The sequence below is a fragment of the Massilia sp. TS11 genome (genome assembly GCF_022012445.1).
Classification (GTDB): domain Bacteria; phylum Pseudomonadota; class Gammaproteobacteria; order Burkholderiales; family Burkholderiaceae_D; genus Telluria.
Window position 1 is genome coordinate 44,509 of record NZ_JAKLTS010000006.1, and the last position, 20,523, is coordinate 65,031.

Genomic DNA, 20,523 nt, shown 5'->3' on the forward strand with positions numbered 1-20,523 from the left:
ATCAGCGTTGCTGGGGCGGATGATCGGGGATCAGCACCAGGCGGCAGGTGCCGGCCATCTCGCCGCGCGGCGTCTTGGCCGTGGCCTTGTCGCCATCCTTCTTGCCCTTGCAGGCGTCGAGGGCTTCCTGCGGCGGACCATTGCGCTCATGCATGGGACCGGGACCGCCTTTCGGACCGGCGCCCTGCTGGGCCAGGGCAGTGTGCGGATTTGCCAGGCCCAGCAGCATGGGCAGCATCACGACGATACGTTTCATTGCAGACTCCTTGAGGGGGACAGTGCTGCCAGTATCGGCGCCAATTGTGCAGGAATTATGGGGCCGCCCTCAGTCGTTCAGATGCCAGGCGTAGGCGATCCGGCCCCAGGCGGCGACGGCCTGGCCATTGTCCATGGCGGCTTTGAAGCGGCACAGGCTCAGGGCCTCGATGGCGGCGCGGTCGAGCGTGCGCGAGCCGCTCGTCTTCAGCAGTTTGGCGTCACGCACCTTGCCGTCCGGACCGATCAGCAGATTCAGCTCGACGGTGCCGGTTTCGCCATTGCGCAGGGCCGACTTCGGATACTCGGGCGTGCCGCAGCCTTCGGCCAGCACGGCCGTGCGCGGGCCCGGGGCCGTCGCGGGCGGGGCCGTGTTGCTCGGCGGGCCAGGCACGCTGGGCGGCGTGGCCGGCATCGCGTCCACCGGCTTGGCGCTGATGGTCGTGTCCGGCAGCGGCTGCACGGGCACTTCGGGCATCGGCACGTTCGGCAGCGGCGGGGCCTCGGCCTGGGGCGGCTGTTGCGGCGGCGGGGGCGGCGGTTCCTGCGGCTTCAGCGGCTCGTTCAGGATGATCACTTCCTGCTCGCGCGGCGGTGTGAATTTTTTGACGTACTGCATGCCCTTGTACAGGGTGATGCCAAGGAAGACGTGCAGCAAGAGCACGAAGGCGAGGCTGCTGGTTTTCCGGCGCGGCGCATAATCTGCTGGGTCTGCGTACATGGTTCCTCCTGTGTTTGGCAATTGAAATTGCTACGTCATGGAAGTAAACTATACCAAGAAAAAGAAAAAGTGAAGCGAATTTTGGCTTGGCCATGGAAAATGGCATAATCGCCCTCAGGCATCTCCATTACCTTGGGGGCGCAAATATTCTTGCCAGGAGCCAGAAATGACCCGTGTGTTGCTTGCCGATGACCACCCGATCGTGATGACGGGCTTCGCCATGTCGCTCAAGGCGCTCGGCATCGAGGTCGTGGGGCAGGCGCGCACGCCGGAAGAGGCGATTACCATGGCCGAGCAATTCCAGCCCGATGTGGTGGTGCTCGACATCCGCTTCGGCACCGAGCTCACCGGCCTGGACGCCGCCAAGGCCCTGCTGGCGCGCTGGCCGCAGACGCGCATCGTCTTCCTCAGCCAGTTCGATCAGGACAGCCTGATCAAGGAGACCTACCGGCTCGGCGCCAAGGCCTTCGTGACCAAGGACTGCGACCCGGCCGAGCTGGCCGCGGCCGTGCGCAGCGCCCAGGAAGGCAAGCTGTACTTCATGCCCCAGATCGCCGAGCGCCTGGCCAACCTGTCCGTGCGCGGCGACGATTCGCCCCAGTCCCTGCTGGACGAGCGCGCGCTGGCGATTTTCCGCCTGATGGCCGAGGGCCTGACGAATGCCGAAATCGCCGAGAAGCTCGACCTGTCCACCAAAACCATCAGTAACACCAGTCAGTCGATCAAGGAAAAACTCGGCCTGCACCGCCAGGCCGACCTCACCCGGCTGGCCGTCAAACACGGCCTGATCGAGCCGTGAAACCGGCGCGCCGGCGCCTGCTGCAGGCCGCACTGGCGGCGCTGGCCCGGCCGGCGCGGGCCGAGGGCACGGGCCTGATCGTCACCGGCGACGAGGGCATCACCAGCAGCCAGATTCAGAGCGACCTGGCGGCGCGCCTGCAGCGCCTCGGCCCGGTGGCCGGTCTGCGCATCGCGATCGGCCCGGCCGCCCTGCACCAGCTGGCCGACAGCCGCTGGGACGGCGCGGTGCTGAGCGCCTATACCAGCGCCCAGGTGTGGCGCAGCGTGGTGGCTGCGCTGAGCCCGGCGCGCGCGGCGCGCTGGTCGGCCGTGTATGCCGATCCCGCGCCGGCCGACCAGCTGGCGCTGGCGCGCCGTCTGCTGCCCGCGCCGGCCAGTGTGGCCTGCATCCTCGGGCCGGATACGGCCTTTTTGCGCCCGGCGCTGCTGGAGGCGGCGTCGTCCGGCGTGGCGCTGCAGATCCTCGCCCTCGAGGCGGACGGCGAACTGAATGCCATCATCGAGCGCAGCGGGCGCGCCCAGGCCCTGCTGGCTGTGCCGGACCGGCGCGTGTTCAACCCGGACAGCATCCGCACCGTGCTGCTGTCGACCTACCGGCGCAACCAGGCGGTGATTGGCTTTTCGGCCGATATGGTCAGCGTCGGCGCGCTCGCCAGCACCGTCTCCAGCGTGGCCGATACCAATACCCAGCTGGCGCAGGCGGTGGCCGCTTTCGCCGCCAGCGGGCGGCTGCCGCCGCCCCAGTTCCCGCGCTACTTCCGCACCGTGCTCAATGAGGACGTGGCGCGCGCGCTCGGCATCCGCCTCGATCCGGCCCTGCGCGAGTTCGCCCGGAGGCCGGCATGATCCGCCACGGCGCCAGCCTGGGCGCGCGCATGGCCGTGCTGGCGATGCTACCGGTGGCCTATCTGTTTGCCTCGCTGCTGGCCTATGCCTGGTACGCGCAGCGCAACGCGGCCGAAGACGAACTGGCCGAGAAAGGGCGCGCCCTGGCCCAGGCCATGGCCCACGCCAGCGAGTACAACCTCATCTCCGGGAATCTGAGCGATCTGCGCCAGACCTTGCAAGGCCTGGTGCAGAACGACGCCGACATCCAGCGCATCGACGTGCTGGACACCCGCCAGAAGGCCCTGATCCAGTCGGTGGCCGAGGATGTGCGCAGTGGCGAGACGCGCTATTTCGAGGCGCCCGTGCGCAAGCAGGTCGTGTGGATCAATCTGTTCTCCGACAATGGCACGCCGCATGTGACGGCGGCCGGGATCGGGCGCCCGCCGGCGCTGACCAGCGAGACGGTCGGCTTCGTGCGGGTGACGATGTCGCCGGGCGCGATGGCCGCCAAGCAGCGCGCGCGCTTCATGGTGGAACTGGCGATGGCAGCGCTGGCCCTGGGCGTGGCCTCGCTGCTGGCGTGGACGCTGGCGCGCCGCCTGATCGCGCCGCTGCGGCGCGCGATCCTGGCGCTGCGCCAGATCCGCAGCGGCGAATACCTGGTGCGCCTGCCGGTCGATCAGGGCGGCGAACTGGGCGAGCTGCAGGCTTCGATCGGCGAGATGAGCGTGGCGCTGGCGCGCTCCAAGCAGGACCTGGAAAACCAGGTGGCCGAGCGCACGCGCGAGCTGTCGGTCTCGCGCGACGAAGCGCTGCAGGCTAATGCCGACAAGCGCAAGCTGCTGCAGCGCATGCACAGCGTGGTGGAAGAGGAGCGCCAGTCGATCGCGGTGGAGATCCACGATGAACTGAACGCCGCCCTGATCGCCGCCCGCCTCGAGGCCCAGGCCATCGCCCAGCTGGCGGCCGAAGCGCCGACGCCGGCCCTGCAGGCCGAGATCCGCGCCAAGGCCGAAGCGATCGCGCGCCTGACGCTCGACCTGTACGCCAGCGGGCGGCGGCTGGTGCGCCGCCTGCGTCCGGAGGTGCTGGAGATGCTTGGCCTGCAGGGCGCGATCGAGGAGATGCTGCGCCAGTACCAGGCCAGCGCGCCCGGCTGCAGCTTCCATTTCCAGGCCCATGGCGACTTCGCCGGCCTCGATCACGAACTGGCGATCAGCGCCTACCGCATCGTGCAGGAGGCGCTGTCGAATGTGCTCAAGCACGCGCATGCGAACAAGGTGCTGGTGGCCCTGACCCACGACCCCGAAGGCGGGGTGCTCGATCTGGAAGTGAGCGACAACGGCGATGGCTTCGACGCGGCCACGCGCTCCGAGGGCATTGGCCTGATCGGCATGCGCGAACGGGTGGCCGCGCGCGGCGGCAGCTTCCGCATCGAGACGGCGCCGCAGGCCGGCACCACCCTGACCATCAGCCTGCCGCTCGCGTGAGCATTCGGCACGCAAATCGAGTATCGTTACGCTTTCGTTTTAAACCTGACTCCACGATGCAGAATCTGTTCCCCACGCCTTACGAACTCGGTAATCAGAACCAGACCACGACCTGGCAGGACTGCATCGCCTGGTACGAAGACATGGCGCGCCGCTTCCCCGGGATCCTGCAGCTGGAGGTGATCGGCCATTCCGACAACGGCCGCCCGATCCACGCCGGCGTCATCACGGCCGACGGCGTGTTCGAGCGCGCGCGCCTGCAGGCGCAGGGACGTCCGGTCTTCTTCAACAATAACGGCATCCACCCGGGCGAACCGGAAGGCATCGACGCCTGCATGGCCCTGGTGCGCGACTTCTGCACCCAGCCGGAACGCCTGGCGCGCCTGGGTAACACGGTGTTCCTGTTCATCCCCGTGTACAACGTGGACGGGAGCCTGAACCGCGCCAATACGTCGCGCGTGAACCAGGACGGGCCCGAGGCGTTCGGCTTCCGCGGCTGCGCCCTGCACCTGGACCTGAACCGCGACTTCATCAAGTGCGACTCGCGCAATGCCCAGGTGTTCAACCGCTTCTTCGCGGCCTGGAGTCCGGACGTGATGGTCGACACCCACACCTCGAACGGGGCCGACTACAGCTACACGATGACCCTGATTCACACCCAGTGCGACAAGCTCGGTGGCGGTCTCGGTGAGTTCCTGCGCGCGACCATGCTGCCGGCCATGTTCGAGGCGATGGCGCAGCGCGGCTGGCCGATGTGCCCCTACGTGAATCCGGTGCAGGACGCGCCCGACCACGGCATCGCCGAATTCCTCGAGACGCCGCGCTTCTCGACCGGCTACGCGGCCCTGCACCAGACCATCGGCTTCATGCCCGAGACGCATATGCTCAAGCCCTTCGCCGACCGCTACGCCGCCATGCGCGCCCTGGTCGAGACGACGCTCGACTTCACGCTCGCGCATGGCGCACAGATTCAGGCGCTGCGCGCCGCCGCCCGCGCCGAGGCGCAAGCGCGCCGCCACTGGCCGCTGCATTGGGCGCTCGATACGCAGCGCGCGTCGCAGTTCCGCTTCAAGGGCTATGCGGCGCGCTATAGCCCCAGCAAGCTGGGGAATTACACGCGCCTGTCCTACGACCGCAGCGCGCCGTGGGAAAAGGACATCCCTTACTTCAACCGTTTCGTGGCCGACATCAGCGTCGACACCCCGCGCGCCTACCTGCTGCCGCAGGCCTGGCGCGATGTGATCGAGCGGCTGGAGTGGAATGGGGTGGTGTGCGAGCGTCTGAACGCGCCGCGCAGTTTCAGCGGCCAGGCCTGGCATGTGGCCAGCGCCACGCCGCGTCCCGGCCCCTACGAAGGCCATATGTACCACGAGGCGCTGACGCTCGAACGCCAACCCGTGCAGGTCGAGGCCCAGGCCGGCGACGTCATCGTCTGGCTCGATCGCGGCGCCGCCCGCTATGCGGTCGAAACCCTGGAGCCGCAGGCGCACGACAGCTTCTTCCGCTGGGGCTTTTTCAACAGCGTGCTGGAAAAGAAGGAAGCCTACTCCGACTACGTGTTCGAAGACCATGCGGCTGAACTGCTGGCGCAGGAGCCCGAACTGGCGGCCCGCTTCGCCGACTGGAAGGCGGCCAATCCGGACAAGCTGTCGGACCAGCGCGCTGTGCTCGACTTCATCTTCGCGCACTGCGCGCGCTACCGCGAACCGGAGTGGCGCCGCTACCCGGTGATCGCGCTGTTCGACCTCTGAGGCGCGCGCCGCTCAGCGCGGCTGGGCGGCGATCCAGCGGTCGACCTTCTGCTCCAGCAGGGCCAGCGGCAGGGTCCCGTCGCGCAGCACCACCTCGTGGAACTTGGGCAGGCTGAAGGCCGGGCCCAGCGCCTGCTGGGCGCGCGCGCGCAGTTCGGCGATCTTCAGCGCGCCGATCTTGTAGCCGAGCGCCTGGCCCGGCCAGGCCATGTAGCGTTCGATCTGGCCGCGCGCCAGCGCCTCGCTGTAGCCGAGGGTATCGCGCATGTACTGGATGGCCTGCTCGCGCGTCCAGCCCTTGGCGTGCATGCCGGTGTCCACCACCAGACGCACGGCGCGCAGCATCTCGTCGTTGAGGTGGCCGAAGTAGTCCTCCGGCTTCTCGAACAGGCCCATCTCCTTGCCCAGGGTCTCGGCATACAGGGCCCAGCCTTCGGTGAAGGCATTGTTCCCGCCGAATTTGCGGAACTTCGGCAGGTTCAGCTCCTGATTGATGGCGATGTGGAAGTGGTGGCCCGGCTGCCCCTCATGCAGGAACAGCGTGACCATGCCGGGGCCGAAGTAGTCTTTCGGGTCGGTCACCACGGTCCAGAACACGCCCGGACGCGAGCCGTCGGCGGCCGGCGCCGAGTAGTGGTCCGAGGCCGTATCGCGCGACAGCTCGGGCTCCAGGCGCACATCGAGCGGCGCCTTCGGCATCAGCGTGAACAGGGAAGGCAGCTTCTGTTTGAGCACCTCGTTCAGGCGCGCGTAGAAGTCGAGGATGTCCTGCTCCTTGCGGTAGGGGCGGAAGCGCGCCTGCTGGTCGACCCAGCCGGGCAGGCCGGCGGCCGGGCCGTCGTAGCCCAGCTTGGGACCGAGCGCGGCGAATTCGCCCTGGATGCGCGCCACCTCGGCCAGGCCCTTGGCGTGGATCTGCTCGGGCGTCAGCGCGGTGGTGGTCTGGCTGGCCACACGCTCGGCGTACCAGGCGGCGCCATTGGGCAGGGCGGCCAGGCCGGTGCTGGTGCGCGCGGCCGGCAGGTACTGCTCCTGCATGAAGCTGGCCAGGCGCAGCAGGGCCGGCTGCAGACGGCTGCCGATGGTGTCGCGGTAGGCGCGCGTCAGGGCTGCCTTGTCGGCCGCACTGAAGCTGGCCGGCAGGTTCTTGATCGGGGTGTAGAAGATATTCGCTTCCGGCGTCGGGCTGGTCAGCTTCTGCAGCTGCGGCAGGGCCGACACCACCAGCGCGCGCGGCAGCACCACGCCCGTGCGCATGCCTTCGCGCATATTCGCGATGGCCTGATCGATCCAGGCCGGCAGCTGCTGCAGCCGGTGCAGGTAGGCGCGGTACTGCTTGACGCTGGTGAGCGGCTGCGCGCCCTGGCCACCGGCGTAATTGGCCAGCACCACGGGCAGGCTGTCCATCTGGGTCACGGGCAGCAGGTGCTCGGGGAAGCGCAGGCCGCGCTGCAGCATGCCCAGCTCATAGGCCAGGATGTCGTAGTTGATGCGGTCCTTCTCGTTCAGCTGGTCGCGCGCGATGGTCTGCAGGCGCTTGAGGAAGCCGTCGATCTGGGCCGCGTAGCGGGCCCGTTCGCGCGGGGCGATCGCCATCCCGATCTGGTCATCGAAGCGGTTGTCGCCGTTCTCGGTGGCGGCGACCGGATCGAAGCGCGCGCTGGCTTCATAGTACTGGTCGGCCAGCAGATCGAGCTGCTTGCGCGCGGCCGGCGCGCTGGCGGCAGGCGGGTTCGGATCGGCGGCGTGGGCGGCCGGCGCGGTGCCGGCGAGGAGGGCGGCGCAGATCAGTGCGCCAAGCAGAGGACCTTGATACATGTTGGTACTTCACGAGTCTGGAAAGGGCGTTAGCATACACCCTGTGGCCGCGCTGGCGGCGTAAGAGGTGCTCGTGAACCCCCGTATTTTTGTCAGTCTGGCGTCCTACCAGGACCCGATGCTGATGTTCACCCTGAACGACGCGGTCGCCAAGGCCGCCTATCCCGAACGTCTGCGTTTCGGCGTGGTGGACCAGCATGCCGCGGACCAGCGCGCGCAGATCGCGGCCCTGCCGTTTGGCGCGCTGGTGCGCTATGTCCATCTCGATCCGCAGGACACGCTCGGCGTGTGCTGGGCGCGCGCGCTCGGTTTTTCGCTGTACGACGGCGAAGACTTCCTGCTGCAGGTCGATTCGCACACCCTGTTCGAGCCGCGCTGGGACGAACAGCTGCTGGCGCAGCACGCGGCCCTGCGCAGCCGCTGCGCCAAGCCGATCATCAGCACCTATCCGTATCGCTTCGATCTGGTCGACGGCCAGCCGGTGCACGCGCCGCAGGAAGACCGCACGGTGCTGGTGCTGCGCCCCCATCCCGACACCACGCTCAGCGCCGACGATCTGGTGCTGCGCTTTCAGGGGCGCCACCTGTTCACCGACGGACCGGTGCGCGGCTGCCATATCGCCGGCGGCTTCGTGTTCTGCGCCGGCCGTTTCGTGGAAGAGGTGCCCTACGACCCCTACCTGTATTTTCACGGCGAGGAGCAGAGCCTGAGCGTGCGCGCCTTCACGCGCGGCTGGGACATCTACCACCCGCTCCACATCCCGCTCTACCACCTGTACAAGCAGGCGAATGTGGCGCATGCCGAGCACCACTGGCATGGCGCGGTCGACGCCCGGCGCGCCTTCAGCAGCGCCTATCTGACCGAACGCGCCAAGCTGCGCCTGAAGCGCCTGCTGACGGGCCAGGAGGTGGGCACCCCGTATGGTCTGGGGACCCAGCGCAGCCTGGCCGCGTTTGCGCAGCTATCGGGCATCGACTACCTGGCGCGCAGCATCCGCGATTGCTGGGACGGGCGCCTGGCCTGACTTACTGGGCCAGCGGCACCGGTTCGCCGTTCTTGAAGGTGTAGACGGTGACGGCCGAGGTTTTCATATTCCCGGCCTCGTCGAAGCCGATGGCGCCGCTGACGCCCTTGTAGCTCATGCTGTGCATGGCGGCGCCGACCACGGCCGGTTCGACCGAGTTCACCTGCTTCATGGCTTCGGCGATGAACATCACCTGGTCGTAGCAGGGCGCGGCGTAGACGTCCGGATCCTTCTTGAAGCGCGCCTTGTACTTGGTCTTGAAGGCGGCGCCGCCGGCCAGCTTGTCGAGCACCGTGCCGCCCTGGGCGCACAGCACGTTCTCGCCAACCGCATCGCCACCGAGCTTGCCCATTTCGGCCGTGCACAGGGTGTCCGGGCCGAGCAGCTTGGCGTTCAGGCCGAGCGCCTTCATCTGGCGCGCCATCGGTGCGCCCTGCGGCGCATAGCCGCCGTAGAACACGGCTTCCACCTTCTTCGCCTTGAGGGCGGTGAGGATGGTGCTGAAATCGGTCGCCTTATCGTTGGTGAACTCGCGCCCGGCGACGTTCAGGCCCTGGGCCTTGGCTTCCTTGATGAACTGGTCGGCCACGCCCTGGCCAAAGGCGGTGCGGTCGTCGATCACGCCGACGTTTTTCAGCTTCAGGGTCTTGGCCGCGTAGGTGGCCATCGAGGCGCCGACCTGGGTGTCCGAGGCGCTGATGCGGAAGACCAGCTTGTAGCCGCTCTGCGTGATCTTGGGATTGGTGCCGATGGTCGACATGACGATGCCGGCATCGTTGTAGATGCGCGCGGCCGGAATCGCCACGCCCGAGTTGTAGGGCCCGATCACGTATTTGACGCCGGCGTCGACGAACTTCTGCGCCACCACCACACCGGCCTTGGGGTCGCCCTGGTCGTCTTCGGACAGCAGTTCGAACTTGAGCGTCTTGCCGGCCACCGTCAGCTTCTTCGCGTTCAGTTCTTCGATCGCGAGGCGGGTGCCGTTTTCATCGTCCTTGCCGGCGAAGGCATTGGCGCCGGACAGGGGGCCGCTATGGCCGATCTTCACGACCAGGTCGGCCGCGGCGGCGCTGGCGCCGCACAGGGCCAGGGCGAGGGGAAGCAGATGACGGGTCAAACGCATGAACATTCTCCAGAAGGGCAGGGCGAAAAGCAGGATGATCGCACGATTTGCGACGAATGTTATTCCCAACTCAGGCGCTTAGGCCGTGGGATATCAGGCCAAGCGGCAGGGCCGTGCTGCTCTTGATGACCTCCATCGAGAAGGCCGAGGACACGCCGCTCAATTGCGAGACCTTGATCAGCTTTTTGTAGAACTGGTCGTAGCCGTCGATGCTGGTGGTGACCACCTTGAGCAGGTAGTCGACGTCGCCGGCCATGCGGTGCACCTCCTGCACCTCGGGCAGGGACAGCACCACGGCGGCGAAGCGGGCCAGCCATTTTTCGTCGTGCTCGCGCGTGCGTACGCTGCAGAACACCGTCACCGGCAGGCCCACCTTGGCGCGGTTGACGATCGCCACCCGCTGTTCGATGAAGCCCTCGTCCTCCAGCCGGCGCAGGCGCTTCCAGCAGGGCGTGGAGCTCAGGCCGACGCGCTCGGCCAGGGCCGCGACCGACAGGGTGCCGTCCTGCTGGAGCGCGTCGAGGATGGCGAGGTCGAATTTGTCGAGATCATGCATTATACAAATCGGCTGGGAGTAGCATAAATATGCTCAATATACCCCGATAAGGGGTCATTTTGGTATGTTTTTTCACGGTCGAATTTTTAGAATGGAGCGTATCCCGTATTCAGGCACGACCATGTACACCGATCTCTACCTCGACGCCAACGCCACCTCGTCCGTTCTGCCGGCCGCCTGCGAGGCCGCCCGCCAGGCCATGCTCGACTGCTATGGCAATCCCAGCTCGACCCACGCCACCGGCCTGCAGGCGCGCGCCCTGCTCGACGCCACGCGCGCCTGCGCGCAGCGCGTGCTCGGCGCCGGCGAAGGCCAGGTGGTGTTCACCAGCGGCGCCACCGAATCGATCGGCGCGGCCGTGCTGTCGGCCCTGGTGGCGGTGCGCGAACGGCGCGCGCGCGGCGAGGCGAGCGGCAAGCTGCTGGTGTACGGCGCCACCGAACACAAGGCCGTGCCCGAGACGCTGGCGCACTGGAACCGCCTGCTCGGCCTCGACCTCGAACTGGTGGCGCTGCCGGTCGATGCCCAGGGCCGCCACCGGCTCGAAATCCTGCGCGCGCTGGCGCCCGACGCCGCCCTCGTGTGCACCATGGCCGCAAACAACGAGACCGGGGTCGTGTCCGATCTCGATGGGATCGAGGCCGTCCTACAAAGCAGCGGCAGCAGCGCCTACTGGATGGTCGACAGCGTGCAGGCCCTGGGCAAGCTCGATCTGCGCCTGGCCAGCCGCCGCATCGACTACGCCCCGTTCTCCGGCCACAAGCTGTATGCGCCGAAGGGTATCGGCATGCTGTATGTGCGCGCCGGCGCCCCGTTCACACCGCTGACGGCCGGCGGCGGCCAGGAAGGCGCGATGCGCGCCGGGACCGAGAACATGCCCGGCATCGCCGCCCTCGGCGCCGTGCTGGCCGCGCTCGAAGCGGGCGACACCTTCCGCAGCCACGCCCAGATGGAAGCGATGCGCGCGCGCCTGGCCGAGGCCCTGCGCGCCGCCTTCCCCGGCATCGTCTTCAATATGCCGTTTGCCGGTTCGCTGCCGACCACCTTGAATTTCTCCGTGCCCGGGGTCAGCAGCCAGGAGCTGCTGAATATGTTCGACGCCGCCGGTGTGCGCGTCAGCTCCGGCTCCGCCTGTTCCTCGGCCAAGGCCGCGCCCAGCTATGTGCTGGCCGCGATGGACCGCCCCGACTGGTGCGCCAGCGCCGCCGTGCGCATGTCGTTCGGCCCGCTGGCCGATGCAGCCTTCATCGACGAAGCGGTGGCGCGCATCGCCCGCTGCGGCGCCGCCCTGCGCGCCAGCGGCCTGGTGCCCGGCGCCGCGCCCGTGCGCAGCTGCGACGGCGTGCTGCAGCTGCGTCAGGACCAGCAAGTCAGCTGGCTGCTGCTCGACGCCGCTAGTGGCAGCGCCGTAGCGATCGACACCCAGGCCGCGCTGGCGGCGCGGATGGAAAACCTGATCCGCGCGCACGGCTGCCAGCTGCGCGCGGTGCTCGACACCGGCGCCATCGCCGCCAGCGGCAGCGCCGCCCTGGCCGCCGCCTTCGGCATCGCGCCCGGCTGGCCGCAGGACGCCGCCAGCGTCACGCTCGGCGACGGCAGCCGCGCCGCCGCGCTGCAGCTGGGCGCACGCCAGCTGGCGCGTCTGAGCAGCGCGGGCGGCGACAGCTACCTGCTCGGCAGCCCCGATCTGCAGGCCGCCCACGTCAGCCACGCCTTCACCGGTGCGGCCGCGCTGCCCGGCCAGCTGAACGCCGAGGCCTGCTGCGCCAGCGCGGTCGCGCGGCTGGCGCGCCTGGTCCACCGCGACACCGTCTTGTGCCGCGCCGAGGACCCCGCCCACGAACTGTGCAGCAGCCCGGCCGCCGAATACGCGCGCGGCGGCGCGCTGGCGCCACTGCTGGCTGCCGAGCCAAGTCTGGTGCGCGCGCCGGCCGCCGCCAGCAACGATGCGCAAGCGCTCAGCCCCGCCGAGCTGGCCGCCTTCCTGGCTGCCCATCCGCAGGCCCAGCTGATCGATGTGCGCGAAGTGTTCGAGCAGGCCGCCAGTGCGGCCGCGCCGGCCGCCGTGCGCAGCGTGCCGCTGACCGAGCTGACCGCGCATGCCCCGCAGTGGCTGCAGGACAGCGCAGCCCCGCTGGTGTTCTTCTGCCGCAGTGGCGTGCGCGGTGCGCGCGCCGCCGCCTGTCTGCAGCGCCTGGGCCACCCGCAAGTGTGGTACGTAGCCGGCCCGGCCGACGCCGTCCTGGCCGCCGCCTGATTTCCGTTTGAGGCGGACGCGCCCGCGCCAAGCGCAGGCCGTCCGCCCTTTTTTTGCCCACCAAACAAATCGGGGTCAGACCCCATTTTTCCGCGCAGATAAATCGGGGTCAGACCCCATTTTTCCGGGGGGCAGTTTTTGCCGGCTAGAGTTCCTGCGCGTACACGATGAAGCCCTTGTGCTCGGCCACCTGGTCGTAGAGCGCGCGGGCGGGCGCATTGGTGGCCTGGGTCTGCCAGTAGAGGCGGCTGCTGCCAGCCGCGCGCGCAGCCTCGCGCACGGCGTCGATCAGCGCGCGCCCGCAGCCCTGGCCGCGCGCGGCCGGCGCCGTGAACAGATCCTGCAGATAGCAAACCGGCTGCAGGCGCGTGGTCGACCGGTGGAACAGGTAGTGCGCGAGGCCGAGCAGCCGCCCGTCGCGCGCGGCCACCAGCGCGTGCATGGGCTCGGCCGGATCGAACAGGCGCGCCCACAGCGCCGCCGTGATCGGCGCGGGCAGGGCGCTTGCCCCGCTGCGGCCGTAGAAGGCGTTATAGCCTTCCCACAGATCCAACCAGGCCGCGTGGTCGTCGGCATCGAGCGGGCGGATCAGCATGCTCATAAGCAGCTCCTGTCAGTAGGAAATCTTTCGAACCGCTTAATTGGGGTCTGACCCCAATTTGTCGGTGCAGCATTGATTTAATGATAAGGGATGCGGGGACGGGCGCGCACAATCGGCTCATCTGGCGTGCGCGGAGGGGATCATGGGACGCTACATCTGCTGGCTGTTGCTGCTTGCCCTGGCCGGGCCGCTCCGGGCCGATGAGCATCACGAATTCGAGGCGAGGCTGTTCGTGCCGTTTGTGGCGAACGGGGCGCGCCGGCTGCAGCTCGATTTTGTGCGCCCCGGCTGGCGCGGTCAGGCCCGTTTGCAGTGGCGCGTCGATCTGCTCGATGCGCGCGGGCGCGTGCGCTGGCACTGGCGCGCGGCTCGCCAGTGGGATGGCCGGGCGCTGTCGCTGCCGCTGTGGCTGGGCGCGCACGCGCCGCTGCGGGCGGGCGCGTACCGGGCGCGGCTGCGCGCGCGCTTTGGCGGTCAGATGGAGGAGCAGACCTGGCCGCTGCACGTGGGCCCGCTGCCGGCGCCGCCGCTGGCCCTGGCCGCCGCTGCCGACGTGGACTGGGCGCCGTGGTCGGCCTTCTATGCCAACCTGCACAGCCAGTCGCGCGACAGCGATGGCGGCGGCGCGCTGCCTGACTGCGATCACGCCCAGCCGCCGCAGGGCGGTGCCTTCGGACCGGACGACGCATTTGCCTATGCCCAGGCGCATGGGCTCGATGCGCTGATGGTCTCGGAGCACAACCATCTGTTCGATGGCAGCACAGGCAGCAATCCGGACGCGGACCCGGCGGCGGCGATTGCGCGCTTTCAGGCCGGACTGCGCACGGCGGACGCGTTCTCGGCCGCGCATCCGGGCTTTGTCGCCCTGTATGGCCTGGAGTGGGGCGTGATCGACGGCGGCGGCCATCTGAATCTGTTCAATGTGGACCGTCTGCTGGGCTGGGAGCACACTGGTGACGGCCGCCTGATCGGCGAGGTGGAGACGCCGCGCAGCGACTACGCGGCCCTGTATCGGCAGATGCGCGCGTCCGGCTGGATCGGTCAGTTCAATCATCCGGCGCGCCACGGCCAGTTCGTGATCGATGGCGTGGACCTGGCCTATTCGACCGATGGCGACGCCGTGATGGTGCTGTGCGAGGTGGTCAACAGCATGGCCTTTTCGAACCGCGAGGACGAGGGCGAAACGCGGCGCGGCAATTACGAAGCGGCCTGCCAGGCCCTGCTCGAAGCGGGCTACCACCTGGCCTTCAGCAGCGATCAGGATAATCACTGCGCGAACTGGGGCATGAGTGACCGTAACCGCACGGGCATCGTGCTGGCAGCGGGGACGACGCTGACGCGCGCCAGCCTGCTGGAGGCCCTGCGCGCGCGCCGCGTGTTCGCCACCATGGACCGCGAGGCGCGTGTGCTGCTCAACGCGAACGGGCACACGATGGGCGCGCACTTCATCAATGCCGGACCGCTGGCGCTGCGCGTGGCGTATGCGCACAGCGGCGCGCGCACTGTCGCGGGGCTGACCCTGGTCGAGGGTGTGCCGGGCGTGGCCGGCAGCACGCGCGAGCGGCCGCTGGCCGACGCATCGCCCTGGACGCCGGCGCCCGGCGAGCACTTCTACTACGTGCGGGTGACCCAGGACGACGGGCGCATGCTGTGGAGCGCGCCCGTCTGGGTGACCCAAATACAACAGCCGTGAACTGAAAAATTTTCAGGCCGGCGCTGTCTATTTTGAGACAGGTGCCTGTCGCATTTTTAACATGCGCTATGGCGGGCGCGCGACTCAAATTGAACACCGCGCCGCGTCGGCCACTTAGTCGACAATCTTTCGATTTTCATAGCGAAATCGAATTTGTCCGGCGTTTTTCACTCATGCATATTGCGCCCAGTTCCCTGCCGGGGACAGGCCCCGGGCGGCCGCTGCGACACCCGCTCGGATCGACGCAGTGCCATCCAAGAGATCACTATGAAAACGGGAAAACACGCCCTGGCCATGCTGCTGGCCCTGGGCTTCAGCCATGCCATCTGGGCCAGTGAGGCCGACCACAAGGAATTCGAAGCGACCCTGCACGCGCCGTTCAGCGCGGCCGGTGCGCGCGGCGAAGCGCGCAGCTTCACGCTGGCGTTCGAGTATCCGCATGCGGAGCAGGCGCAGACCGTGCGCTGGCAGCTCGATCTGCTCGACGCGCGCGGCCAGGTGCTGCGCAACTGGTCGGGCAGCACGCGCCTGCTGCGCGCGCCAGTCCAGGTGGTGGTGGACTGGGACGGCACGGCCAATGGGCCGCTGGCCGATGGCCTGTACACGGTGCGCCTGCGCGCCACCGCGCTGGCCGGCGCGGGCGACGAGAGCGCGGAGCTGGCGGCCGAACAGGTCGAGCAGAGCTGGGAGATCGGCGTGGGCCAGGTGGCGGCGCCAACGCTGCCTGCCTTCGCGGGCCTGCCGACCGCTGCGCGCGCCACGCCGGCTGCAGGCGGGCGGCTGCGCCAGGGTGCGGCGCCGGCGCCCGCAGCGCTGCCCTACACGGTCTACTTCGGCAATCTGCACAGCCAGACCAATCACAGCGACGGCGGCGGCGTGCTGGCCAGCTGCACCGGCGCGCAGAATCCGCAGAGCGGCGCCTACGGGCCGGCCGACGCCTACGGCTATGCCAAGGGCAAGGGCCTGGACTTCCTGATGGCGTCCGAGCACAACCACATGTATGACGGGTCGGATGCGACCAATACCTCGGCCAGCCCGGCCACGGCCACCAGCCTGTATGCGAGCGGCCTGACGGCGGCGGCCAGCTTCAATGCGGCCAATCCCGGCTTCCTCGCCATCTATGGCATGGAGTGGGGCGTGATCACCAATGGCGGCCACCTGAACATCTTCAATGCGGACAAGCTGGTCGGCTGGGAGTACAACAGCAGCAACCAGCTGCTGGCCGATCTGTTCGTGGCCAAGAACGACTACGCCTCGCTGTACACGCTGATGCGCCAGAACGGCTGGGTGGGACAGTTCAACCACCCGTCCAGCAGCGGCCAGTTCCTCGTCAACGGCGTCCCGTTCGGCTACACGGCCGATGGCGACGCGGCCATGGCCCTGTGCGAGGTGCTCAATACCTCGGCTTTCTCGACCAATACGAGCGAGACCGAAACCAGCCGCTCGACCTACGAGGGCGCGTGCACCAAGGCGCTCGAGGCGGGCTATCACGTGGCCTTCTCGACCAACCAGGACAACCACTGCGCCAACTGGGGCGCGTCCTACACCAACCGCACCGGCGTCTTGATCCCCAGCGGGACGGCGCTGAGCCCGGCGGCGATGATCGCGGCGATCCAGGCGCGGCGCGTATTTGCGACGATGGACAAGAACAGCCAGATCGTGCTGACGGCGAACGGCCATCTGATGGGCGAGCGCTTCAGCAATAGCGGGGTGCTGAACCTGAGCGTCAACTATGCGAACAGCAGCGGGCGCAGCGTGGCCAGCGTCGTGATCTACGAGGGCGTCCCGGGCCGCAATGGCACGCCCAGTCAGCTGATGGCGAGCGCCACGGCCAGCATCACGCCGACCGTGGGCGAGCACTACTACTACGCCAAGATCACCCAGGACGATGGCAATATCCTGTGGTCGGCGCCGATCTGGGTCAGCCAGGGCACGGCCAGCGCCGACACCACGGCGCCGACTGTGGCCGCGAGCGAAAGCGGCAGCAGCGGCACGATCAATCTGGCGGCGACGGCGAGCGACAATGTGGGCGTGACCCTGGTCGAGTTCTATGTCGATAGTGCGCTCAAGGCCAGCACCAATCTGGCGCCTTACAGCGCGAGCCTGGATTCGACCACCCTGGCCAATGGCAGCCACACGCTGGTGGCCAAGGCCTATGACGCGGCGAATAACGTCGGCAGTTCGGCCGGCGTCGCCTTCAGCGTGAACAATGTGGCGGCCGATACGACCCCGCCGACGGTCAGCGCGAGCGTCAGCGGCAGCAGCGGCAGCATCACGTTGACGGCGACGGCCAGCGACAACGTGGGCGTCAGCAAAGTCGAATTCTATGTGGACGGCGTCCTGAAAGGCACCGACACGGCCAGCCCGTGGACGCTGGCGCTCGACTCGACCCAGCTGGCCAATGGCAGCCACACGCTGGTGGCCAAGGCCTACGACGCGGCCAACAACAGCGCCAGTTCGACGGCGCTCAGCTTCAGTGTCAGCAATAGCAGCCAACTGGTCAGCAATGGCGGCTTCGAGTCCGGCACCAGTGGCTGGACCGCCAGCAGCGGTGTGATCACCAATGACGCCACCTATGCCGGCCATGGCGGCAGCTGGAAGGCCTGGCTGAACGGCTATGGCAGCGCGCACACCGACACCCTGTACCAGAGCCTGACCCTGCCGGCCACGGCCAGCAAGCTCACGCTGAGCTTCTGGCTGCGCGTCGATTCGGCCGAGACCACGACGACGACGGCCTACGACACGCTCAAGGTCCAGCTGCGCAACAGCAGCAATAGCGTGCTGGCGACCCTGGGCACCTATTCCAACCTGAACAAGGGCAGCAGCTACGTGCAGAAGAGCTTCGACCTGAGCGCCTACAAGGGCCAGAGCCTGCGCCTGTACTTTGAAGGGGTGGAAGGATCGAGCGTGGCGACCTCCTTCCTGATCGACGACGTCAGCGTGCTGGCCCAGTAAGGCCGGGCGGGTGCATCAGGCTGGCCGCGCGCCCGCCTGTTTTATTTGTAGCGTGCGAGGATGGCGTCGATGCTGCCGTTGGCCACCAGCGCGGCGATGGCCGCGTCGAGCGCGTGCGGCGTCAGGCTGCTGCTGCGCGCCAGCGCGCACTGGGCCTGAAAGCCTGGTAAGGCGAGGGCGGTCTTGAGGGCCAGGCCGGGGTGCTGGCGGCGCTGCCAGTCGATCGCCATCTGTTCGATCACGGCGTAGCGCACGCGCCCGGCGGCCAGCTTGGCGAAGGAGCTGCTCATGTTCGGCGCGTCGTCGCGCACGAAGCGGCTGCCCAGCGCCAGTTCGAGCTGCGGATAGACATAGCCGATCACGGTGCCGACCCGTTCATCGGCCAGCTGGCCGATCTGGCGCAGCGGCGGCGCGTCGGCGCGGGCGATGATCAGGCCTTGGTTCGGCAGGAAGGGGCGCGACCAGTGAAAGTCGCCGCTGATCCAGAATGGACGCACATAGCAGACCAGATCGGCCTGGCCGGACGCCAGCGCCAGGCCGACGCGTTTGGACGGGATGCTGAGGAAGCGGGCCTCGCGCCCGACGCGCTGGGCCAGGGCCTGGCCAAGGTCCTTGAGGATGCCGGCCTGGAGTTCGCCGCGTTCGAACTGGGCGAGCGGCATTTCATGATTATTCGGGGCGAGGAAGACCAGCGCCGGCGCGGCATGGGCCGCCAGCGCGGCACACAGGGCGCAGAGGGCGCCGGCCAGTCGCAGTCGCATGTTCTGAATTCTACGCGTTTTGGGCGGCGCGGTGCTATGCTGCTGGCGCCTTGATGTCCGGAGCCCCCGATGCGTATTGATGCCCTCATCCTGCTGGCCGCCGTGCTGGCCCTGCCTGCGCGGGCGGCCGACCCGCTCAGCTATGCCCACCCCGAGCAGGTGCAGACCACGGAGCTGGACCTGCGCCTGCGCGCCGACTTCGGCCAGCGCGTGTTGAGCGGGACGGCCGAACTGGGGCTGCGCTGGCGCGATCCGGGCGCGCGCCAGCTCGATCTGGACACGCGCGCCCTGCGCATCGCCAAGGTGGAGGCGCTGGGGCGCGACGGGCGCTGGCGGCGCGTGCCGTTCCGGCTCGGCCCGAGCGCCGGCGAGAAGGGTGCGCCGCTGCAGATCCGGCTGCGCGAGCAGGCGCCGCGCGTGCGCATCCACTACCGCACCTCGCCGCAGGCGGCCGCGCTGCAGTGGCTGCAGCCGGTGCAGACCCTGTCGGGCAAGCAGCCCTTCCTGTTCAGCCAGAATGAGCCGATCAATGCGCGCTCCTGGCTGCCAGTGCAGGACACGCCGAGCGTGCGCTTCCCCTACCGCGCCCATATCAGCGCGCCGCGCGGGCTGCGCGTGGTGATGAGCGCCGAGAACGATCCGCAGGCGCGCACCGACGGCGAATGGGACTTCCGCATGCCGCAGCCGGTGCCGGCCTATCTGGTGGCCCTGGCCATCGGCGAACTCGAGGTGCGCGAGCTGGGGCCGCGCACGGCCGTGTATGCGGAGCCGCAGCGGATCGCGGCGGCCGCCTACGAACTGGCCGACACCGAAAAGATGGTGGCCGCGGCCGAAGCCCTGTACGGCCCCTATCGCTGGGGGCGTTACGACATGCTGGTGCTGCCGCCCTCGTTCCCGATCGGCGGGATGGAGAACCCGCGCCTGACCTTCGTGACGCCGACCATGATCGCCGGCGACCGCAGTCTGAACGACCTGATTGCGCACGAACTGGCGCACAGCTGGAGCGGCAATCTGGTGACCAACGCCAGCTGGAAGCACTGGTGGCTGAACGAAGGTGTGACCGAGTACGTGACCGTGCGCGTGGTGGAAGCCCTGTACGGCGAGGCCTTCGCCACCATGACCCTGCAGCTCGAGCAGGAAGAGGCGCTGGCCTCGCTGGCGGCGCTGGCGCCGGCCAAGCAGGCCCTGGTCACGCACGATCCCGACACCGACCCCGCCACCTACACCGACGAGGAGCTCGCCTATCCGAAGGGCGCCTGGTTCCTGCGCACCATCGAGCAGCGCGTCGGGCGCGCGCGCTTCGACGCCTTCCTGCGCGAGTGGTTCGACAGCCGCGCCTTCCAGAGCGCGCGCACCGAGGACTTCCTCAGCTTTCTGCGCGCGCGCCTGCCGCAGGCCCTGAGCGAGGCCGAGATCGAGGCCTGGGTCTACGGTCCCGGCATCCCGGCCACGGCCCAGCGCGCCCATTCGGCTCGGCTCGATGCGCTCGACGCGCAGCGCCAGGCCTGGCTGGGCGGCGCAGCCCTGCAGGCGGACGGCTGGAGCGCGCTCGAATGGATGAAGTTCCTGAATGACGTCGACGGCCAGGCCAGCGCCGACGCCCTGCGTGCGCTCGACGCGCGCTATCACCTGGCCGAGAGCGGCAACAAGGAGATCGCCTTCCGCTTCCTGCGCGCGGCCGTCAAGGCCGGGGTGCGCGAGGTGCGCGCGCCGCTGCGCGCGTTCCTGTTGACGGTGGGGCGCCAGAAGTTCGTGCTGCCCCTGTACAGCGCCCTGCAGCGCGACGCCGACGACCGCGCCTGGGCGCGCGCCGTGTATGCCGAGGCGCGCCCGCACTACCATCCGGTGACGCAGACCAGCGCCGATAAAATCATGAAAGGCCAATAGCC

At 68.5% G+C, this 20,523-nt stretch carries 16 protein-coding genes; 9 read left to right on the forward strand and 7 right to left on the reverse strand.

From position 1 onward, the window contains the following. Window position 1: 1 nt before the first annotated feature. Together LZ005_RS10710 and LZ005_RS10715 are read right to left on the reverse strand one after the other, a co-directional pair. On the reverse strand, window positions 2–256 hold the full coding sequence (locus LZ005_RS10710) for a hypothetical protein (protein WP_237808041.1): 255 nt from the start codon (window positions 254–256) through the stop codon (window positions 2–4). A 69-nt stretch (window positions 257–325) separates the two neighbouring features. Beyond that, a complete protein-coding gene (locus LZ005_RS10715; protein WP_237808043.1) occupies window positions 326–976 on the reverse strand; it encodes an energy transducer TonB in 651 nt (216 codons plus the stop codon). A 166-nt stretch (window positions 977–1,142) separates the two neighbouring features. On the opposite strand from LZ005_RS10715, the gene LZ005_RS10720 reads away from it, so the two are divergent. The 4 genes from LZ005_RS10720 to LZ005_RS10735 are packed head-to-tail and all read left to right on the forward strand — an operon-like array spanning window position 1,143 to window position 5,846. Then, window positions 1,143–1,775 carry a response regulator transcription factor gene (locus LZ005_RS10720; protein WP_237808044.1) on the forward strand — a complete coding sequence of 211 codons (633 nt, stop codon included), beginning with the start codon at window positions 1,143–1,145 and terminating at the stop codon, window positions 1,773–1,775. Continuing rightward, window positions 1,772–2,623 (forward strand): hypothetical protein, encoded by an 852-nt coding sequence (locus LZ005_RS10725; RefSeq protein ID WP_237808045.1) that lies wholly within the window; start codon window positions 1,772–1,774, stop codon window positions 2,621–2,623. Before LZ005_RS10720 ends, LZ005_RS10725 begins: the two co-directional genes overlap by 4 nt. After that, the gene (locus tag LZ005_RS10730) at window positions 2,620–4,095 is read left to right on the forward strand and encodes an ATP-binding protein (protein WP_237808046.1); all 1,476 of its coding nucleotides are present in this window, start codon (window positions 2,620–2,622) and stop codon (window positions 4,093–4,095) included. Before LZ005_RS10725 ends, LZ005_RS10730 begins: the two co-directional genes overlap by 4 nt. A 56-nt stretch (window positions 4,096–4,151) precedes the next feature. Further along, complete coding sequence (locus LZ005_RS10735) at window positions 4,152–5,846, forward strand: M14 family zinc carboxypeptidase (protein ID WP_237808047.1); 1,695 nt, start codon at window positions 4,152–4,154, stop codon at window positions 5,844–5,846. A gap of 12 nt (window positions 5,847–5,858) precedes the next feature. Here the strand turns inward: LZ005_RS10735 and LZ005_RS10740 are convergent, their stop codons facing one another. Further along, window positions 5,859–7,664, reverse strand: coding sequence for a DUF885 family protein (locus LZ005_RS10740; protein ID WP_237808048.1), 1,806 nt, complete (start codon window positions 7,662–7,664; stop codon window positions 5,859–5,861). A 73-nt stretch (window positions 7,665–7,737) separates the two neighbouring features. Here LZ005_RS10740 and LZ005_RS10745 point away from each other — a divergent pair, with 73 nt between their 5' ends. Further along, window positions 7,738–8,688, forward strand: a complete 951-nt coding sequence (locus LZ005_RS10745; RefSeq protein WP_237808049.1) for a UDP-N-acetylglucosamine-transferase — start codon at window positions 7,738–7,740, stop codon at window positions 8,686–8,688. Window position 8,689: 1 nt separating this feature from the next. On the opposite strand, the gene LZ005_RS10750 is transcribed toward LZ005_RS10745, so the two are convergent. Both LZ005_RS10750 and LZ005_RS10755 read right to left on the reverse strand, forming a co-directional pair. Further along, window positions 8,690–9,811 carry a branched-chain amino acid ABC transporter substrate-binding protein gene (locus LZ005_RS10750; protein ID WP_237808050.1) on the reverse strand — a complete coding sequence of 374 codons (1,122 nt, stop codon included), beginning with the start codon at window positions 9,809–9,811 and terminating at the stop codon, window positions 8,690–8,692. Between the two features lie 70 nt (window positions 9,812–9,881). Then, on the reverse strand, window positions 9,882–10,367 hold the full coding sequence (locus LZ005_RS10755) for an Lrp/AsnC family transcriptional regulator (RefSeq protein WP_237808051.1): 486 nt from the start codon (window positions 10,365–10,367) through the stop codon (window positions 9,882–9,884). Between the two features lie 121 nt (window positions 10,368–10,488). On the opposite strand from LZ005_RS10755, the gene LZ005_RS10760 reads away from it, so the two are divergent. Next, window positions 10,489–12,624, forward strand: a complete 2,136-nt coding sequence (locus LZ005_RS10760) for an aminotransferase class V-fold PLP-dependent enzyme (RefSeq protein ID WP_237808052.1) — start codon at window positions 10,489–10,491, stop codon at window positions 12,622–12,624. A gap of 145 nt (window positions 12,625–12,769) precedes the next feature. Here the strand turns inward: LZ005_RS10760 and LZ005_RS10765 are convergent, their stop codons facing one another. After that, window positions 12,770–13,225 (reverse strand): N-acetyltransferase family protein, encoded by a 456-nt coding sequence (locus LZ005_RS10765; RefSeq protein ID WP_373889321.1) that lies wholly within the window; start codon window positions 13,223–13,225, stop codon window positions 12,770–12,772. A 142-nt stretch (window positions 13,226–13,367) separates the two neighbouring features. On the opposite strand from LZ005_RS10765, the gene LZ005_RS10770 reads away from it, so the two are divergent. Then, entirely contained in the window at window positions 13,368–14,918 is a 1,551-nt protein-coding gene (locus LZ005_RS10770) for a CehA/McbA family metallohydrolase (RefSeq protein WP_237808053.1), read from the forward strand. Between the two features lie 267 nt (window positions 14,919–15,185). Further along, window positions 15,186–17,873 carry an Ig-like domain-containing protein gene (locus LZ005_RS10775; protein WP_237808054.1) on the forward strand — a complete coding sequence of 896 codons (2,688 nt, stop codon included), beginning with the start codon at window positions 15,186–15,188 and terminating at the stop codon, window positions 17,871–17,873. Between the two features lie 41 nt (window positions 17,874–17,914). On the opposite strand, the gene LZ005_RS10780 is transcribed toward LZ005_RS10775, so the two are convergent. Next, window positions 17,915–18,634 carry an ABC transporter substrate-binding protein gene (locus LZ005_RS10780; RefSeq protein WP_237808055.1) on the reverse strand — a complete coding sequence of 240 codons (720 nt, stop codon included), beginning with the start codon at window positions 18,632–18,634 and terminating at the stop codon, window positions 17,915–17,917. 69 nt (window positions 18,635–18,703) lie between these two features. Between LZ005_RS10780 and LZ005_RS10785 the strand changes: the two genes are divergently transcribed. Further along, window positions 18,704–20,521: a M1 family metallopeptidase gene (locus LZ005_RS10785; protein WP_237808056.1), complete on the forward strand. Its 1,818-nt coding sequence runs from the start codon at window positions 18,704–18,706 to the stop codon at window positions 20,519–20,521. The last annotated feature ends 2 nt before the right edge of the window (window positions 20,522–20,523 follow it).

Excerpts from the sequence above, each read along its gene's own strand:
- LZ005_RS10710 (WP_237808041.1), bottom strand. The coding sequence starts at position 256 with ATGAAACGTATCGTCGTGATGCTGCCCATGCTGCTGGGCCTGGCAAAT.
- LZ005_RS10715 (WP_237808043.1), bottom strand. The coding sequence starts at position 976 with ATGTACGCAGACCCAGCAGATTATGCGCCGCGCCGGAAAACCAGCAGC.
- LZ005_RS10720 (WP_237808044.1), top strand. The coding sequence starts at position 1,143 with ATGACCCGTGTGTTGCTTGCCGATGACCACCCGATCGTGATGACGGGC.
- LZ005_RS10730 (WP_237808046.1), top strand. The coding sequence starts at position 2,620 with ATGATCCGCCACGGCGCCAGCCTGGGCGCGCGCATGGCCGTGCTGGCG.
- LZ005_RS10735 (WP_237808047.1), top strand. The coding sequence starts at position 4,152 with ATGCAGAATCTGTTCCCCACGCCTTACGAACTCGGTAATCAGAACCAG.
- LZ005_RS10740 (WP_237808048.1), bottom strand. The coding sequence starts at position 7,664 with ATGTATCAAGGTCCTCTGCTTGGCGCACTGATCTGCGCCGCCCTCCTC.
- LZ005_RS10750 (WP_237808050.1), bottom strand. The coding sequence starts at position 9,811 with ATGCGTTTGACCCGTCATCTGCTTCCCCTCGCCCTGGCCCTGTGCGGC.
- LZ005_RS10755 (WP_237808051.1), bottom strand. The coding sequence starts at position 10,367 with ATGCATGATCTCGACAAATTCGACCTCGCCATCCTCGACGCGCTCCAG.
- LZ005_RS10760 (WP_237808052.1), top strand. The coding sequence starts at position 10,489 with ATGTACACCGATCTCTACCTCGACGCCAACGCCACCTCGTCCGTTCTG.
- LZ005_RS10765 (WP_373889321.1), bottom strand. The coding sequence starts at position 13,225 with ATGAGCATGCTGATCCGCCCGCTCGATGCCGACGACCACGCGGCCTGG.
- LZ005_RS10770 (WP_237808053.1), top strand. The coding sequence starts at position 13,368 with ATGGGACGCTACATCTGCTGGCTGTTGCTGCTTGCCCTGGCCGGGCCG.
- LZ005_RS10775 (WP_237808054.1), top strand. The coding sequence starts at position 15,186 with ATGAAAACGGGAAAACACGCCCTGGCCATGCTGCTGGCCCTGGGCTTC.
- LZ005_RS10780 (WP_237808055.1), bottom strand. The coding sequence starts at position 18,634 with ATGCGACTGCGACTGGCCGGCGCCCTCTGCGCCCTGTGTGCCGCGCTG.
- LZ005_RS10785 (WP_237808056.1), top strand. The coding sequence starts at position 18,704 with ATGCGTATTGATGCCCTCATCCTGCTGGCCGCCGTGCTGGCCCTGCCT.